Source organism: Kribbella sp. NPDC026611 (genome assembly GCF_040638345.1).
Taxonomy (GTDB): domain Bacteria; phylum Actinomycetota; class Actinomycetes; order Propionibacteriales; family Kribbellaceae; genus Kribbella.
The window spans coordinates 793,306-810,530 of sequence record NZ_JBEZYC010000001.1; the positions used below are offsets into that span (position 1 = coordinate 793,306).

The 17,225-nt window shown below is 69.2% G+C and carries 16 protein-coding genes; 13 read left to right on the plus strand and 3 right to left on the minus strand.

Going from position 1 to position 17,225, the window contains the following annotated elements:
• Positions 1 to 191: 191 nt before the first annotated feature.
• Positions 192 to 3,116, plus strand: a complete 2,925-nt coding sequence (locus AB0E69_RS04025) for a PIG-L family deacetylase (RefSeq protein ID WP_360139119.1) — start codon at positions 192 to 194, stop codon at positions 3,114 to 3,116.
• Position 3,117: 1 nt separating this feature from the next.
• Here the strand turns inward: AB0E69_RS04025 and AB0E69_RS04030 are convergent, their stop codons facing one another.
• The gene (locus tag AB0E69_RS04030) at positions 3,118 to 3,936 is read right to left on the minus strand and encodes an META domain-containing protein (protein ID WP_360140390.1); all 819 of its coding nucleotides are present in this window, start codon (positions 3,934 to 3,936) and stop codon (positions 3,118 to 3,120) included.
• Positions 3,937 to 4,193: 257 nt separating this feature from the next.
• On the opposite strand from AB0E69_RS04030, the gene AB0E69_RS04035 reads away from it, so the two are divergent.
• The 10 genes from AB0E69_RS04035 to AB0E69_RS04080 all read left to right on the plus strand — a co-directional run bounded on the left by AB0E69_RS04035 (position 4,194) and on the right by AB0E69_RS04080 (position 12,680).
• Positions 4,194 to 5,414, plus strand: coding sequence for a hypothetical protein (locus AB0E69_RS04035; protein ID WP_360139122.1), 1,221 nt, complete (start codon positions 4,194 to 4,196; stop codon positions 5,412 to 5,414).
• A 92-nt stretch (positions 5,415 to 5,506) separates the two neighbouring features.
• Positions 5,507 to 6,148, plus strand: a complete 642-nt coding sequence (locus tag AB0E69_RS04040; protein ID WP_360139125.1) for an HAD family phosphatase — start codon at positions 5,507 to 5,509, stop codon at positions 6,146 to 6,148.
• 15 nt (positions 6,149 to 6,163) lie between these two features.
• Positions 6,164 to 7,342 carry an alanine racemase gene (gene alr / locus AB0E69_RS04045; protein WP_360139128.1) on the plus strand — a complete coding sequence of 393 codons (1,179 nt, stop codon included), beginning with the start codon at positions 6,164 to 6,166 and terminating at the stop codon, positions 7,340 to 7,342.
• 6 nt (positions 7,343 to 7,348) lie between these two features.
• On the plus strand, positions 7,349 to 8,470 hold the full coding sequence (locus tag AB0E69_RS04050) for an alpha/beta hydrolase (protein WP_360139131.1): 1,122 nt from the start codon (positions 7,349 to 7,351) through the stop codon (positions 8,468 to 8,470).
• Positions 8,467 to 9,393 carry a tRNA (adenosine(37)-N6)-threonylcarbamoyltransferase complex ATPase subunit type 1 TsaE gene (tsaE, locus tag AB0E69_RS04055; RefSeq protein WP_360139134.1) on the plus strand — a complete coding sequence of 309 codons (927 nt, stop codon included), beginning with the start codon at positions 8,467 to 8,469 and terminating at the stop codon, positions 9,391 to 9,393. The genes AB0E69_RS04050 and tsaE overlap by 4 nt, the downstream gene beginning before the upstream one ends.
• 1 nt (position 9,394) lies before the next feature.
• Positions 9,395 to 10,057, plus strand: coding sequence for a tRNA (adenosine(37)-N6)-threonylcarbamoyltransferase complex dimerization subunit type 1 TsaB (gene tsaB / locus AB0E69_RS04060; protein WP_360139137.1), 663 nt, complete (start codon positions 9,395 to 9,397; stop codon positions 10,055 to 10,057).
• Positions 10,054 to 10,509, plus strand: a complete 456-nt coding sequence (locus tag AB0E69_RS04065; RefSeq protein ID WP_360139139.1) for a GNAT family N-acetyltransferase — start codon at positions 10,054 to 10,056, stop codon at positions 10,507 to 10,509. Before tsaB ends, AB0E69_RS04065 begins: the two co-directional genes overlap by 4 nt.
• On the plus strand, positions 10,499 to 11,551 hold the full coding sequence (tsaD, locus tag AB0E69_RS04070) for a tRNA (adenosine(37)-N6)-threonylcarbamoyltransferase complex transferase subunit TsaD (RefSeq protein WP_360139142.1): 1,053 nt from the start codon (positions 10,499 to 10,501) through the stop codon (positions 11,549 to 11,551). Before AB0E69_RS04065 ends, tsaD begins: the two co-directional genes overlap by 11 nt.
• Positions 11,548 to 11,994 (plus strand): GNAT family N-acetyltransferase, encoded by a 447-nt coding sequence (locus AB0E69_RS04075; protein ID WP_360139145.1) that lies wholly within the window; start codon positions 11,548 to 11,550, stop codon positions 11,992 to 11,994. Before tsaD ends, AB0E69_RS04075 begins: the two co-directional genes overlap by 4 nt.
• Entirely contained in the window at positions 11,994 to 12,680 is a 687-nt protein-coding gene (locus AB0E69_RS04080) for an alpha/beta fold hydrolase (RefSeq protein WP_360139148.1), read from the plus strand. Before AB0E69_RS04075 ends, AB0E69_RS04080 begins: the two co-directional genes overlap by 1 nt.
• Positions 12,681 to 12,962: 282 nt before the next feature.
• Here AB0E69_RS04080 and AB0E69_RS04085 read toward each other — a convergent pair whose 3' ends face one another.
• Positions 12,963 to 14,117 (minus strand): class I SAM-dependent methyltransferase, encoded by a 1,155-nt coding sequence (locus AB0E69_RS04085; RefSeq protein WP_360139151.1) that lies wholly within the window; start codon positions 14,115 to 14,117, stop codon positions 12,963 to 12,965.
• Positions 14,118 to 14,126: 9 nt separating this feature from the next.
• Complete coding sequence (locus tag AB0E69_RS04090; RefSeq protein ID WP_360139154.1) at positions 14,127 to 14,729, minus strand: peptidoglycan-binding domain-containing protein; 603 nt, start codon at positions 14,727 to 14,729, stop codon at positions 14,127 to 14,129.
• 276 nt (positions 14,730 to 15,005) lie between these two features.
• Here AB0E69_RS04090 and groES point away from each other — a divergent pair, with 276 nt between their 5' ends.
• Both groES and groL read left to right on the plus strand, forming a co-directional pair.
• The gene (gene groES, locus AB0E69_RS04095) at positions 15,006 to 15,302 is read left to right on the plus strand and encodes a co-chaperone GroES (RefSeq protein WP_130384566.1); all 297 of its coding nucleotides are present in this window, start codon (positions 15,006 to 15,008) and stop codon (positions 15,300 to 15,302) included.
• A gap of 251 nt (positions 15,303 to 15,553) precedes the next feature.
• Positions 15,554 to 17,173 carry a chaperonin GroEL gene (groL, locus tag AB0E69_RS04100; protein ID WP_360139157.1) on the plus strand — a complete coding sequence of 540 codons (1,620 nt, stop codon included), beginning with the start codon at positions 15,554 to 15,556 and terminating at the stop codon, positions 17,171 to 17,173.
• The last annotated feature ends 52 nt before the right edge of the window (positions 17,174 to 17,225 follow it).

A 17,225-nucleotide genomic window follows, 5' to 3' on the forward strand; every position in this document is an offset into this window, starting at 1 on the left:
ATTCCCCGCCTACTGCGCTGCACTCGGCACGGCACCTCGGCGCACTGGTGCAAAGGGCACGATGCTCCGCATCGAACCCTTCGCCCCAGCACGCCGAGCTGCCGCACCGAGCACATGCTCGCTACGGCGCGGAATCACCAGACACGACCTAGGGGAATTGCTGGTGCCTCCACCGTCCTTGGAGCGTGCACGTGAAGCGAATTGCGGGTTTTGTGGTTCTCGTTGTGCTGGGGGTTCTGCCGGTACCTGCCGCGGCGACGTCGCAGCCGTATGTGGCCGACCGACAGACGAAGATCGATGTGATGGGGGAGTGGGCCCATCCGGATGACGACACGAGCATTATCGGGCCGTGTGGGGTGTGGCATCAGCAGTACGGCGTGAAGTGCGGCGTCATCCAGGTCACCCGAGGGGAGGGCGGCGGCAACGCGGCGGGCACCGAGCTCGGCCCGGCGCTGGGACTCCGCAGGGAGAACGAGGACCGCGTCGCGCACTACCGCTCGGGCACCGTCGACATCTTCAACCTCGATCGCGTGGACTTCTTCTACAACCAGAGTGCGCCGCTGACGCAGTACTTCTGGGACGAGGAAGAGACCCTGCGCCGCGTCACCCGGGTGATCCGGGAGACGCAGCCGGAGATCTACATCGGCTTCACGGCGACCCTCGCCGCCGGTCATGGGAACCACCAACAAGCCGGCCGGTTGATCTGGGAAGGCGTGCTCGCCGCCGCCGACCCGACGCGCTTCCCCGAGCAGCTCAAGGGACCGCACGCGCTCAGCACCTGGCAGGTGAAGAAGGTCTTCTCCGGCGGCACCACCGCAGGCACCGGCGGTACGACGACGGCCGCGAACTGCACCACCGGCTTCACCCCGACCGGCCTCGACACCGTCGCGGGCGTGTGGACCGGCTACAACTCGCCGTACCTGTGGCCGGCCGGCAACTCCCAAGCCCAACCCGCAGGTACGCCGAAGATCTGGCAGCAGGTCGCCGACGAGGGCCGTGCGGCGTACCCGACCCAGAGCCGGGTCATGTACAAGGGCGTCTCCGCCCCGGGCTGTCCACGCTTCGGCATGACCGAGTCCTTCGTCCCGTTCCAGCCGAACAGCACCACAGCCGACGGCCGTGACGACGCGATCCTGTTCGGCGCGACGAAGCCCGACCCGGGCGGCCTGCCGCTCGGCACCCTCGAGTACCTGACCTTCTCGCGCTTCTACAACGTCGCGGGTGAACCCTTCCAGGCCACCCTCCACCTCCGTGGAGAGCTTGCCAACGGCAACGTTGCGCTCACTGTCCCGGCGGGCTGGTCGACCGACGGACCCAAGCAGGTCCGCGAGGGCCGAAGCGCCGACCTGACGTTCACCGTCACCCCGGCCGCCAACGCGCCGGCCGACCAGAACGCCAAGATCTCGGCGCTCTACACGACCAAGCGCGCGACCGGCTACACCGACAACGTCGTCCGCATCGTCTCCGCCGCCGAAGGCCGCTTCCAGCGCTGGGGCAACTGGGCGGAGTACGACCAGTGGCTGCAGAACACGGCACCACAGGCCAACCGCCTGGGCCGGTCCCAAGCCATCCAGTCGATGGGCATCGGCACGACGATCGACCTGCCGGTGGTCGTGCACAACTGGTCCGCCCAACCGCAGACCGGCGCGGTGTCGTTGGACCTGCCCACGAACTTCACCACAGACGCGACCTCCAAGCCCTACGCCGTCCAACCCGGTGCGGATCAGACCGTCACGTTCAAGCTGACCAACACCGACACCACGCTCCCGGCCCAGCCGAACGTCTCGATCCCGATTCGGACCGCCACCGGCAGCGAGACCCTCACACTCACCCTCGTCCCGACCACAGCGATACCGCAGGCATCACCAACGGTCGACGGCAAGGCCGACCCCGGTGAGTACCCAGGCCCGACCCTCGACCTCGGCCGCATCTGGCAGGGCGCGGCGGGCTGCACCGGCGTCGACGACTGCGGCGTCTCCTCGACCGGCGACGGCAACACCGTCAAGGTGTCCTGGTCCAACGACGCGCTCTACTTCTTCATCCACGTCCGCGACGACTACCAGTCGTACGCCGTGACGCCGGCCGAGTGCGTCGGGCACTGGCAGGCCGACTCGGTCGAGATCCTGCTCGACCCGCGCGGCAACGCGTCCCAGGTCCTGAAGGACACCGCGAACACGTTCAAGCTCGGCATCTTCCCGTTCACGCAAAGCGGCGGCCCGTGCTGGGAGCGCGACGCGGACAACCACCAGGGCTACTCCAGCGGCGCCCTCGACACCGGCAACGCGCCCGGCGTCCAGGTCGCGTCGACCGCACAGTGGGTGGGCAGCAACGAGACGACCGTGCCGCACGCGTACGCGGGCGGTGGGTACGACCTCGAGGTGAAGATCCCGCTCGCCGACCTCCCGGCCGCCGTCGACCCGTCGCGGCTCGGCCTGAACATCACGCCGTACGACAACGACGACACCTCGGCACCCGGTACGACGACGCTCCGGCACATCGACATGAGCACGCGACTCGGGTGGTCCGCGCTCGGCTCGGTGCAGTCCGACCCGTACCGCTGGGGTCTCGCCACCCTGCCCGGCTACACCCCGCCGGCCGACCGCCCGACCACCCCGGCGCCGCCGAACGTCTCCAACCCGAACCTCGACGGAGCCCTGTCACCGCAGACGATCGCGCAGTCGGCGCGGAACGGCGTACCGATCTCCGGACGGGTCCCGACGACCGACCTGAAGATCCTGTCCACCCGGGTCCGGCCGAACAGCGTCGACCTGGTCACCAGTACGCGGGGCACCGGCACCGCCCGCGCCTTCCTGACCACCGGCGACATCGGCGCGATCCCGGTCTGGACGACGTCCTGCAGCCCAGCCGCCGATCCGGCACCGGACTACGGCCTCACCCCGTGCGCGCTGACCGACGGCGCGACGCCGCCGTGGTCACCGAACATGAGCGGCCACCTGGTCCAGCAGGCGAGCAAGCAGCTCACCCGCGGCGAGCAGTTCTGGTCGATCCCGCTGACGTCCGCGCAGCGTGCGCAGCTACAGGACCACGGCCACCTACTGGTCTCCTACGAGACCCCACAGAACGAGGTCCAAGCCTTCGACATCCGCATCCGGTAAGTCAGCGAACGGCGGTGAAATCCAGGCCGCCCGTCGAGGAACGGAGCTTCAGCGTCTGCCCGTCGACCTCGTAGCTCATCGCGCCCTTCAGGCTCTGCAGGAGGGAAGTTTCGAGCTTCCCGGAGTCACCTTTGCAGGCCCGGCGGGTGGTGGCGAGGTCGCCGAAGGTCAGGGTGCCGGTGGTCCGCGCGACCACGCCCTGGAAGCTGTTGCAGCCGGTGGATCCGGTGACGCGTTCGCCGTTCAGCGTGAGCCAGGCCTGCTCGGAGCCGACCTGGTGCGAGGCGACCTCGCCGGTGATCACGGTCGACAGCTGCCACTTCGTCCCGTCCAGGGCGACGGGCGGCTCGGCGGTCGCGCGGTCGGTCAGGGAGATCGTCGTACCGCCGCTGGTGACGTCGAGCTTGCTGCCGTCCAGCTTCCACGCCGGGGAGGCCTTGAGGATGCCGGCCAGCCAGCCGTCCTGGTCCTGGCGGCCGGGACAGCCCATGTCCGTCATCGCCAGCTCGTCCTTCAGCGTCAGCTTGCCGTTGCCGGTCGACACCTTGGACTGCATCGAGTTGCAGCCTGCGCTCGCGACGAGGCGGCCGTCGTCGGTGAACTGCAGCTGGACGCGCGTCTTCGCGGCGAGCTGCTTCGGCTTGCCGTTCTCGGTGACCGAGGTGGACAGGTACGTCTTGCCGGTCAGGTCGTCGGCGGGCCCGGACCCGGCTCCGGTCTCGTTCCCGCAGGCGGTCAGGGCCAGCAGGCAAGCTCCGGCGAGGGCGATCATCGGCGTCTTCACACCCCAAGGACGCCGCGGGCCGGCGCCGCGTTGCACATCCAATGCAGCGTTTGTCCCAGAGTGAAGGCTTCGTTAAATCGATACCCGGGGTTGACACGGTGAGATCACGGAACGATAACGTCACCGGCGTACCCGGGAGCGAACGCTGAACACAGCAACACCTAGCGAACACCTAGCACGGACAAGGCCAGTGCCACACTGGCCCCACTGGGGATTCAATCGAACGGTTGAGGTCGCACCGCAGTACTGGGGCAGTCGGAGCGACCAATCGCACACACGAAGGAACTTTTCGCATGCCCCCCACCCGAACTGCCCGGACTCGCGTACTTGTCCCAGCGGTCCTGCTGGCCGTCGGCGCGCTGATCGCGGTACCGATCGCCGTCCACGCGTCCAAGGACTCGCCGGTGTCGACCGCGAACGCCGCGGACAGCACGGTCACCGCACTTCCGAACGTCGGACGCGTCGAAACCTGCGTCCTGGACGCCTACTCCGGCTGCACGGTCCTGCACGGCTTCGGCCAGAAGCCGGTCGCCATCACCGCGACCGCCTCCGGCCCGGCGATGCTGTCGATCGACCCGAGCCGCACCACCGACAAGAGCTACCGGCTGCGCGCGCTGCGGTACGACGGCCAGAAGTACCGCGCCGGCACCAAGCTGAGCTTCACCGTCCACTACGACTTCGCGGCCGTGCCCGGCCAGCCGACGACACCGCCGCCGACGCCGACCAAGCCGCCGACGACCGCTCCGACGCCGTCCGAGACGCCGACCCACACGACCACCACGCCCACGAAGCCGCCGACGAGCACGCCGTCCACCACGACGCCGACCACGACCACGCCGACCTCGAACCCCGGCACCACCACCTGCACCAAGCCGGGCTGGGTGACCACGGCGACCGGTAACGCGGGTGAGGGCCGGGACTACGGCCAGTACTACGTGCACAACAACATGTGGAACAACCACAACGGCACCTACACGATGTCCGTCTGCGACTACAACAACTGGTACGAGGACGTGACCCAGTCCAAGCCGGGTGACCTCGGCGTGCAGGCGTACCCGAACGTGCACAAGGACTACAACGACTTCCCGCTGGCCAAGATCCAGTCCGCCAAGTTCGCCGGCGTCGGGCCGAACTGCGCCGGCTGCATCTACAACGTCGCGTTCGACATCTGGATCAACGACGGCTTCGACAACGAGCTGATGATCTGGACGCAGAACTCCGGCCAGACCCCGGCCGGCGACAAGGTCGGTACGACGACCATCGGCGGGCAGGCGTACGAGGTCTGGAAGACCGACAGCCCGAGCACACCGGGCGGCATCTTCACCTACAAGTCGGTCAACACGCAGCTGTCCGGCACGATGCCGCTGCAGGCGTTCTTCCAGGACCTGCAGGCCCGGAAGTGGATCCCGGCGAACTCCACCACCTGGCAGGTCGACTTCGGCGTCGAGGTGGTCTCCACCAACAACACCAAGCAGCGCTTCACGTTCACCGACTTCTCCATCCAGGAGAGCTGATCCCCTGGCGTTCGCGCTCGTACCTTGCGGCCACCGGGGCTTCGGCTCCGGTGGCCGCAGTGGCTCGTAGGCGAGCCACTAAGGTTTCGGGTGTGATCGGACTGGTGATCTTCGACAACGACGGCGTCCTGGTCGACTCCGAGCGGCTGGCCAACACGATCCTGTCCGAGCTGCTCACCGAGGCCGGCCTGCCGTACTCGTTCGAGGACACCGTGCGGGACTTCATGGGCGGCTCGATGGCGTCCATGCGGGTGACCGCGGAGAAGAAGCTCGGACGGCCGCTGCCCGCGGAGCTCGAGGACCGGTACCACCAGCGGTTGTTCGACGGGTTCGCCCAGCTGCAGGCGGTCGCCGGTGTCGAGGCCGTGCTCGACCACCTGGAGGAGCGCGGGATCACCTACTGCCTGGCGTCGTCCGGCACACACCGGAGGATCCGTACGGCGTTGACCGCGGTCGGGTTCCTGGACCGGTTCGAGGGGCGGATCTTCAGCGCGGAGGACGTTGCCCACGGCAAGCCGGCGCCGGACCTGTTCCTGCACGCGGCCGCCACGATGGGCGTCAAGCCGGACGGCTGCCTGGTCGTCGAGGACAGCCCACTCGGCGTCGCCGCCGCGGTCGCGGCCGGCATGAAGGTCTTCGGCTACGCGGCGATGACCGACCCCGCGAAACTCGCCGCCGCGGACACGGTTTTCCACAACATGACGGCCCTGCCCCAGCTGATCGACGCCGCCTGAGACACTGGAACGACCATGTCTACTCTCCAGTCACGTCCTGTCCGGGCTGAGGCCGTGGTCGATCTGGCCGCGATCCGTCACAATGTGGGCACGTTGCGTGCCCGGGCCCAGGGTGCCCAAGTGATGACCGTGGTCAAGGCCGACGGGTACGGGCACGGGATGGTCCCGGTCGCCCGGGCCGCGCGGGAGGCCGGCGCCGCCTGGATCGGGGCCGCTGTGCTCGAGGAGGCGCTCGCGCTGCGCGACGCCGGCGATACCGGACCGATCTTCTGCTGGCTGACCACACCGGGCGAGCCGCTGGCGGAAGCGATCGCGGCCGGCATCGACCTGTCCGCGAGTGCGCCCTGGGAGATCGACGAGCTGGCCGCGGGCGTGACCGACCGCCCGGCGCGGGTGCACCTCAAGATCGACACCGGGATGTCGCGTGGCGGCGCCGTACCCGAGGAGTGGCCGGCGCTGATCCGGGCCGCGGCCCGCGAGCAGGCGACCGGCCGGATCGAGATCAAGGGCATCTGGTCGCACCTGGCCTCCTCGGACGAGCCGAAGAGCCCGGTGAACGAGTCCCAGCTGGCGACCTTCGTCGAGGCGGTCGAGGTGGCCGAGTCGTTCGGCATCGACGCCGAGTTCAAGCACCTGGCCAACTCCGGCGCCACGCTCGCGCTGCCGGAGACACACTTCAACCTGGTCCGTCCGGGCGTCGCGACGTACGGGCTCTCGCCGTTCGGGCACGCGTTGCCGTCGGCCGAGCTCGGGCTGCGGCCCGCGATGACGCTGAAGGCCCGGCTCGCGATGGTGAAGCGGGTGCCGGCCGGCGCGGGTGTCTCGTACGGGCTGACGTGGACCGCGCCCCGGCCGTCGACGCTCGGCCTGATCCCGCTCGGGTACGGCGACGGGCTGCCGCGGCACGCGTCCAACGGCGCCCCGGTCCAGGCCGCGGGCAAGCGCCGTACCGTCGTCGGCCGGATCTGCATGGACCAGTGCGTGGTCAACCTGGAGGACGACGAGGCCGCCGCGGGCGACGAGGTCGTGCTGTTCGGCCCGGGGACGTCGGGGGAGCCGACCGCGGACGACTGGGCCGACACGGCCGGGACCATCAACTACGAGATCGTCACCCGCCTGGGCCCGCGCATCCCGCGCAGGTACGTCGACAGTGCTGAATTCCTTCCCCACCCCACCGCCCCGGTCGAAAGGTAGATCAGCGTGTCCAAGGTAGGGCGGACCGCTGGCCTGATCGGAGCCGCGGTCGGCGTGCTGGCGGCGGGCGCGGCGGCCGGGGTCGCGGTCGAGCGCCAGGTCATCGGCCGGCGATCGGGGCAGCGCAAGCAGCTCGAGGCCGAGCCGTTCGGCTCGCTCCGCGGGACGCCGCACATCTTCACCGCCGACGACGGCGTCGAGCTGTACGTCGAGATCGACGAGCTGAAGCGCTCCCGCCGGCCCGCGCCGCCGCCGAAGCGGCTCTTCGGCCGCAAGCTGCCGTTGCCGCCCGAGGACCTGACCGTGATCTTCGCCCACGGGTACGGGCTGAACATGGACTCCTGGCACTTCGAGCGCCGGGACCTGGCCGGGATCGGCACGATGGTCTTCTACGACCAGCGCTCGCACGGCCGCTCCGGCCGGTCGCCGAAGTCGCACGTCAGCATCGACCAGCTCGGCCGGGACCTGTACGGGATCCTGCAGCGGTACGCGCCGACCGGTCCGGTGATCCTGATCGGTCACTCGATGGGCGGCATGACGATCATGGCGCTCGCCCAGCAGCACCCTGAGCTGTTCGGCGACCGGGTGATCGGCGTCGGGCTGTGCTCGACCAGCGCCGGCCGGCTGGACCAGGTGCCGATCATCTTCCCGGGACCGCTGGGCCGGATGGCGCGCGCGCTCGCGACGCCGACGGTGTCGGCGCTGGCGCGGATCCCGGACGTGGTCGAGCGCAGCCGGAAGGCCGGGACCGACATCAGCTTCCTGCTGACGCGGAAGTACTCGTTCGGCTCCGAGGTGCCGCCGGCGTTCACCGAGTTCGTCAACGAGATGATCGCGGCGACGCCGATCGAGGTGATCGCGGACTTCTACCCGATCTTCGCGCTGCACGACAAGTACGACGCACTCGACCCGCTGCAGAAGGTCGAGTGCGTGGTGATCGGCGGCGACCGGGACCACCTGACCCCGTTCGCGCACGCCGAGGAGATCGTCCGGCGGGTGCCCGGCGCGGAGCTGGTCGAGGTCCCGAACTGCGGCCACCTGGGCCTGATCGAGCACCACCGTGAATTCACCGCGGCCCTCCTTGGCATGATCGAGCGAGCCGAACAGTCGTTGCTAGGACCCTCATGACAGATCTGCACGTAGTCGACGCCACCCACGAGCACGTGGACCAGATCGTGGCGGTGATCCACCACGCCTTCTCGTCGCGGCGGGTTCTCGACCCGCCCTCGACCGCGTTGTCCGAGAACGCGACGACCGTCGCCGCTGCCATCCGTGAGCACGGTGGCCTGCTCGTGCTGATCGACGGAGTGCCCGCGGGTGCGGTGCTGTTCTTCGTTGACGGTGACGTGCTGCACCTGCGCCGGGTATCGGTGGATCCGCGGTACCAAGGGCGTGGGGTCGCGTCGGCGATGGTCGGTTGCGCGGAGGAGGTCGCCGTACGGCGTGGGCTCTCGCGGGTGAACCTGATCGCGCGCGTGGAGCTGCCGGACACCGTGGAGTTCTGGCGGCGGCGTGGGTACTCCGTCGTCGACCAGCAGGCGCACAACCTGACGTATGCGAAGGCGCTGCCGCTCGAGCTGACCGTGCCGACGGCGGACGACATGCAAGCCATCGGTGAACAGCTCGCCGGGCAGCTGTGCGCGGGCGATCTGCTCGTACTCTCGGGTGACCTTGGCGCCGGCAAGACAACGTTCACGCAGGGACTCGGTACTGGGCTCAAGGTGCGGGGAGCTGTGACCTCGCCTACGTTCGTTATCTCGCGGGTGCATCCGTCGCTCGCGGGTGGTCCGGCACTGGTGCACGTCGACGCCTACCGCCTCGGTGGTTTCGCCGAGCTCGACGACCTGGACCTCGACGCGAGCCTGGAGGAGGCCGTGACCGTGGTCGAATGGGGACACGGCCTGGCTGAACCGTTGGCCCAGGACCGGCTCGACATCGTGATCACGCGTGGCGACGACGACACCGACGAGACACGGAGCGTGCGGCTGACGCCGGTGGGTGCGCGCTGGGCGGCGTCCGGCGTACGGGTTTCTGTGTTGGAGAAGAGCTGACATGTTGCTTGCTTTCGACACCTCGAGTGCCGCGGTCACCGTCGCGGTGGCGACGCCGGCGGGTGAGATCGTCGCGTCGTCGACGACCGTGGACGCGTTGCGGCACGGGGAGCTGCTGGCGCCGGCGATTGCGGCCGCGTTGTCCTCTGCCGGCCTGACACCGCGCTCGTTGACGGGGATCGCGGTCGGCGTCGGGCCGGGGCCGTTTACCGGTCTACGGGTCGGGCTGGTGACCGCGCGGACGATGGGCGAGGTGCTCGGTCTGGAGGTGTCCGGCGTGTGCAGCCTGGACATTCTCGCGCGGCAGTCGTCGCTGACCTTGCCGGTCGCGGTCGCGACGGATGCGCGGCGCAAGGAGATCTACTGGGCGCTGTACGACGGTCCGGCCGCCGACGGGAGCCGGCGTCGGCTGGAGGGCCCGGCGGTGGACAAGCCGGCCGAGGTCGCACACGTGCTGGCCGGTCTGCCGGTGATCGGCCGGGGTGCTGTGCTGTACGGCGAGGTACTCGGTGTTTCGTCGACTGACGTCGCTGAGTACCCGTCCGCCGAAGTGCTGGCGACCGGCGTGGCCACCGGGACGCTGGAAGTCGTCGCGCCGGAACCGCTGTACCTGCGGCGGCCGGACGTGACGATGTCGGCCGGGCCGAAGAGCGTGCTGTCTTGAGACCTGCCATTCGGCCGGCTGTTGCCTCCGACCTACCGGCGGTGGTGGCGCTGGACGAGACCTGCTTCGGGCCCGAGGCCTGGAGTACGGTCGCCTGGTCCGATGAGTTCGAGCGGACGGCCGAGGACCGGGTCGTGCTGGTCGCGGACGAGGGCTCGGTGGTCGGGTACGCCGTACTGCTGGTGTCGCCGGTGGCCGAGGACGTGGTCGAGGTACTGCGGATCGCGGTCGCTCCGGCTGAGCGGCGGACGGGGATCGGTGGACAGCTGCTGACGGTCGCCCTCGACCGTTGTGCGGGCCGGACCGTGATGCTGGAAGTTGCTGCTGGCAACGAGTCGGCGCTGGGGTTGTATGCGGGGTTCGGGTTTGTGGAGATCAGCCGGCGGCGCGGTTACTACGCCGGTGGCGAGGATGCGGTGATCATGCGGTGGCAGGAGAACAATGAGCGTTGAGCCTTTGATCCTCGGGATCGAGACGTCGTGCGACGAGACGGGCGTCGGCATCGTGCGCGGGCAGACGTTGCTCGCCGACGCGATCGCGTCCAGTGTCGAGGAGCACGCGCGGTTCGGTGGCGTCGTACCGGAGGTGGCCAGCCGGGCGCACCTCGAGGCGATGGTGCCGACCATCCGGCGCGCGTGCGAGACGGCCGGGATCAAACCGACCGACGTCGACGCGGTCGCGGTGACCAGCGGGCCGGGGCTCGCCGGCGCGTTGCTGGTCGGCGTCGCGGCGGCGAAGGGTCTCGCGCTGTCGCTCGACAAGCCGCTGTACGGCGTGAACCACCTGGCGGCGCACGTCGCGGTGGACACGTTGGAGCACGGCGACCTGCCGAAGGGCTGCGTCGCGATGCTGGTGTCCGGTGGGCACTCGTCGCTGCTCGCGGTCGAGGACATCACCGATGGCGTCGAACCGATGGGCAGCACGATCGACGACGCGGCGGGGGAGGCGTTCGACAAGGTTGCGCGTGTGCTCGGGCTGCCGTTCCCGGGTGGTCCGTACATCGACAAGGCGGCTCGTGACGGCGGCGACCGGCTGTACGTGACGTTCCCGCGGGGGTTGACGTCGCAACGGGATCTGGAGCGGCACCGGTTCGACTTCTCGTTCTCGGGGTTGAAGACGGCCGTCGCGCGGTGGGTCGAGGCTCGGCGGCGCGATGGTGAAGACGTGCCAGTGAACCATGTTGCCGCTGCCTTCCAGGAGGCGGTGTGCGACGTGCTGACGCGGAAGGCGATCGATGCGTGCAAGAACCGTGGGTTCGAGCACCTGCTGATCGGCGGCGGCGTCGCGGCGAACTCGCGGCTGCGGGCGATGGCCGAGGAGCGCTGCTCGGCGGCGGGTATCGCCGTACGGGTGCCGCGGCCGGGGCTGTGCACTGACAACGGCGCGATGGTGGCGGCGCTCGGTTCGGAGCTGGTCCGGGCCGGGAAGGCGGCGTCGCCGCTCGGGCTGCCGGCGGACTCGTCGATGCCGATCACGGAGGTGCTGAACAAGTGAGGTGGCCAGGTCCGGACGGGTTCGAGGCGGACGACGACGCGGCGCGAATCGACGTGGACGTCGTGCACGGATTCCTGAGTACGTCGTACTGGGCGAGCGGAGTGCCGCGGGACGTGGTGGCGCGATCCATCGCCGGCTCGTTGAACCTCGGCGTGTACGACGCGTCCGGGGCGCTCGTCGCGTTTGCCCGGATGGTGACGGACCAGGCGACGTTCGCGTGGCTGGCGGACGTCTTCGTGCTGGAGTCCCACCGCGGCCACGGCCTCGGGCGCTTTGTCGTGTCGACGCTCCTCGACCACCCCGAGCTGAAAGGCGTCCGCCGCATCCTGCTGGCCACTGCCGACGCCCACGAGCTCTACCGCTCCTATGGCTTCACCGAAACCGAACCAGGCCGGATCATGTCCATCCGCCGCGATCCGGCTGAGCTGTACACGCAGTCGTGATGCGTCCGGGGGTCGACCTCGTCCGGCATCCTCGCGGGGCAACAGAGTTGGTGCTGCTCGCCCACGGTGGTCAGGAGCACTCGCACGCTGATCCCGATCTGTGGCGGCCCGCTCTGCTCCGGATGTGGCCGTTCGCGGTAGTTGCCCGTCGTGCGCTCCCCGCTGCAGCTGTGGGCTTCATGCGCTACCGCTACCGAGGCTGGAACGACACCGCCGATCCCGCCACCGACCTCCGTGCGGTCCTGGACGAACTGCCGTACGAGCGTGTCCACCTCATCGGCCACTCGATGGGCGGCCGCGCGGTAGTGGCCGCCGGAGACCACCCACGAGTAGCCGGAGTCCTCGGCCTGGCGCCCTGGCTACCGGCCGGCGAGCCGCTCACGGCTCTCAAACCTCCGGTGACCTTCGTGCACGGCACCGCCGACACCGTGACGGACCCCAGAACCACGGTCGCCTACGCGAAGCGCCTCCAAGCAGCAGGCACTCCGGTGACAACCCACCTACTGCCGGGAGACGGCCACGCCATGCTCCAACGGACTGCGGCCTGGGACAGTCTGGTCGCCGACTTCCTCACGGCGACCGAATCGGCCGTCCCGGAGCGGACGAACTCGATGGCGGCCGGTGTCCGCGAGATCGCTTCGGCCCGGTTTCGGATGCCGGTGCGCGAGCGGTTCCGGGTGTCGTGAAGCAGCTGCAGTGCGGGGAAGTGCACGGCAGAGACCTGGGGTGGTGCATACCGCTTGCGCCCCAGGTACAACGGTCAGCGGCCAACCGGTTCTGCCGCCAGCCTGCCCAACCGAAGTGAACGGTATGTGACACCCAGTCGACGCACGACACCTCACTGCCGTGCGTCGACCAGGCCAGTTAGTGGCGGGCCCCCGGGGAGCGCAGCAACAGACGCAGCACCTCGTCCGTCGGCAAGTCACCCGGGGACCCGCTCGCGAGATCGATCATATGTTCGAATACCCTCAGGATGCAAGTCGGCGGCAGGAATACGCCACCGCGTCCCGCCCGATCCGCGTGACGATCAGCGTCGCCGCGTTCCGGCCCTTCGGCGCGAGCTTCTTCCGCAGTACCGCGGGGTCCAGGTCCACCCCGCGCTTCTTGATCTCCAGCGTCCCGATGTCGTGCGTACGCACCCACGAGCGAAGCGCTTTCTCCTTGTAGGGAAGCTCTTCCACGACCTCGTACGCCGACGCGAGCGGAGTCGGCACCTGCTTGTCGGACGTTACATAGGCGATCCGGTGATCCAGCAACCACCCCCCGACCGCACTGGCAACCGCAGTAACCAGACCGGCGCGCACCACGGCACCGTCGGGCTCGTAGATGTACTGACCGACCGGACCGGTCTCTGCCTCCGGCGCATCGGTCACCGTCGCCCCACCTGGCAGCAGGGTCGCTCTACGGGTGATCCCATTGAACAGCTGCCCCGACCACAGGGCCGCCTCCTTCACCTCGCCGGCGTCACTGACCCACTCCGCCTCCACCTCAGGCGGTACGGCGTCGTGCGGGATGCCCGGCGCGACCTTCACGCAGGCCGTCCGCTCCAACAGCGCGGTGACAAACGACCACGGGGGCGAGTAAGCGTTGTGGTCGAACACCCGGCGCCCGTCGGCCCGTCTGGCCGGGTCTGCGAACACCACGTCGTACGGCGTGAGGTCCGTAGCCTCCGCATCCCCTTGCAACACCTCACCGGGCAGGCCAAGCGCAGCGAGATTGGCTCGAGCGGTCGCTGCCGTCTCCGCATCGCGCTCGACGCCAGTGACTCTCAGACCGGCCCGCGCTGAGGTGATCAGGTCGCCGCCGATGCCACAGCCCAGGTCGACCACGCTGGCTCCAGGGAGCGTGGCGGCAATGCGTGCGGCCCGGTGCTCGGCGACGGTGGTCCGCGTAGCCTGCTCGAGTCCGTCCGGGGTGAAGTACATCCGTGCAGCGTCCGCGCCGAACTTGACGGCCCCCCGATGGCGCAGCGCGGCCTGAGTCACCGCAGCCGTCACCAGCGTTGCGTCGTACCGTCTTCGCAGCTTCTCGACGAGCTGGAGCTCACGCCCAGGCTGGTACTCCGCACACGCTGCAGCAAGCACCTCAGCACCGGGCCCGTCGAGCAACGCGGTGACTGTCACCCGGTAACTCTAGAGCGGACTGGAACAGCTCCTGCTCCAGGTGCGCGTGGCCATCGAGTAGAGCCGCCAGTTCATGGCGGAGCGGGTCTTCGGGCCGTAGATGCCGTCGGCGACCAGCTTGTGCCTGCGCTGGACCGCCTTGACCACTGCGCGGGTGTTGCTGCCGTAGATGCCGTCCACGGCCAGATGGGTGCCGTAGCAGGAGTTCAGGTTCCGCTGGAGGATGCGGATGGCGGTGTCCGGGTCGCCGTACCGGGTCGAGCCGCGGTACGGGTCGTCGCCGTACATCAGGTTGCAGGTGGTGCTCGTGCTCGCGTAGATGGACGGCATCGGGATGCCCCAGGTCCGGTTGACCGGCACCAAGCGCGCGGAGCGGCACTGTGGCAGCGCCGCGGCGGCCTTCATCTCGGCCGCGGTCGCGTCGAGGGACACGGCCTGGTCCGGCTTGGCAGCAGGGGCCTTGGCAGCCGCCGGCGCGCTGGCGACCGGGGGAATGGGCTGGTGCTTCGCCGCGTTCGCCGCGACCGCACCGAGGGCGAGCGCCCCGATCCCGGCCAGGGCCGCGATCGTGCGTCCGGACAACTTCGGCAGCTTGGGAAACCTGATCGCCACAACGCCTCCTCAGGCCGTCCTGAGACGACGGTCCCATGCCGAGCAGGGTTAGGCCCAGCGTTTGACCACGATCCGTAGGTGCTCCGTCACCGGCCCGGATGTCTCAGCCTGAGAATCGTTTGGCACTCGAGTTGACCGAGTGCTAATCGCGGCCTAGATTCGGTGTTGGCACTCTCGAGCCGAGGGTGCCAACGGTCCGGCCCTTGACCCCCGCGACGGCAGGGGAGCGCGACCAATGAACCACAGCCAAGCGAAATCGACCGTGGAGGTCAGCAAGTGTCGGTCACGATCAAGCCGCTCGAGGACCGAGTCCTCGTCGCGCCGCTCGAAGCCGAGCAGACCACGAAGTCCGGTCTGGTGATCCCGGACACCGCCAAGGAGAAGCCGCAGGAGGGCGAGATCCTCGCCGTCGGCCCCGGCCGGATCGACGACAACGGCAACCGCGTCCCGCTGGACGTTGCCGTCGGCGACAAGGTCATCTACTCCAAGTACGGCGGCACCGAGGTCAAGTACGACGGCCAGGACTACCTGATCCTGGGCGCCCGCGACATCCTCGCAGTCGTCAGCAAGTGACGACCGCTCGCTGTTCCTGACCGACACCGCCCCGGGCCGACGACTGGCACCGGGGCGGAGTCGGTCCGGCACCCCGGGCCGCGGTCCGGGAAGACGCTCGGGCCGACCGGAGCTTTCGTGATGCCAACCGTCACGGATCTCGGTCGGCGCGACCGTCTGCCCGGGGCCGGCCGGGTGCACACCGGGAGCAGCGGGACGAGCCGCATCACCCGCAACACCCAGAGAGATTTCAGAGAGGGACTGGTTTCTTCATGCCGAAGATCCTCGAGTTCGACGAGAACGCCCGGCGCGCGCTGGAGCGCGGCGTCGACAAGCTCGCGAACACGGTGAAGGTGACGCTGGGGCCGAAGGGCCGCTACGTCGTCCTGGACAAGAAGTGGGGCGCCCCGACCATCACCAACGACGGTGTCACCGTCGCGCGTGAGGTCGAGCTGGACGACCCGTTCGAGAACCTTGGTGCGCAGCTGACCAAGGAGGTCGCGACCAAGACCAACGACATCGCCGGTGACGGCACCACCACCGCGACGGTGCTGGCGCAGGCGCTGGTGCACGAGGGCCTCCGGGCGGTCGCCGCCGGTGCCAACCCGATGGGCCTCAAGCGCGGTATCGAGGCGGCCGTCGAGGCCATCTCGGCCAAGCTGGTCGCTACCGCGAAGCCGGTCGACGACAAGGGCGACATGGCCCACGTCGCGACCATCTCCGCGCGCGACGCCGAGATCGGCACGCTGATCGCGGACGCGTTCGACAAGGTCGGCAAGGACGGTGTGATCACCGTCGAGGAGTCGAACACCTTCGGGACCGAGCTCGAGTTCACCGAGGGTATGCAGTTCGACAAGGGCTACATCTCGCCGTACTTCATCACCGACGCCGAGGCCGGCGAAGCGGTGCTGGAGGACCCGTACATCCTGATCAACCAGGGCAAGATCTCCGCGATCGCGGACCTGCTGCCGCTGCTGGAGAAGGTCGTGCAGTCCGGCAAGACGCTGCTGATCATCGCCGAGGACGTCGAGGCCGAGGCGCTGTCCACCCTGGTGGTGAACAAGATCCGCGGCAACTTCACCTCCGTCGCCGTCAAGGCGCCGGGCTTCGGCGACCGCCGCAAGGCGATGCTCGAGGACCTGGCCGCGCTGACCGGCGCGCAGGTGATCGCTCCTGAGGTCGGGCTGAAGCTCGACCAGGTCGGCCTCGAGGTGCTCGGTACGGCGCGCCGCATCGTCGTCACCAAGGACAACACCACGGTGGTCGAGGGTGCCGGCAAGACCGACGACATCGAGGCCCGGGTCAACCAGATCAAGGCCGAGATCGAGCGCACCGACTCCGACTGGGACCGCGAGAAGCTGCAGGAGCGGCTGGCCAAGCTGGCCGGCGGCGTCTGCGTGATCAAGGTCGGCGCGGCCACCGAGGTCGAGCTGAAGGAGAAGAAGCACCGGATCGAGGACGCGGTCTCCGCGACCCGCGCCGCCATCGAGGAGGGCATTGTCGCCGGTGGCGGTTCCGCCCTGGTGCACGCCGCCACGGTCCTGGACAAGGACCTGGAGCTCGACGGTGACGAGGCGACCGGTGTCCGGATCGTCCGCAAGGCGGTCGTCGAGCCGCTGCGCTGGATCGCCGAGAACGGTGGCTACGAGGGCTACGTCGTCGTCGCCAAGGTGGCCGAGCTGGAGCCGGGCAGCGGCTTCAACGCGGCCTCCGGCGAGTACGGCGACCTGCTCGGCAGCGGCGTGCTGGACCCGGTCAAGGTGACCCGGTCCGCGCTCGCCAACGCCGGCTCGATCGCGGCGCTCCTGCTCACCACCGAGACCCTGGTGGTGGACAAGCCCGAGGACGAAGAGCCCGCGGCGGCCGGCCACGGCCACGGCCACGGTCACTGACCTCTTCGGTCCGTAGTTCGACAGCACAGCACAAACAGCACCGCCCGGCAGG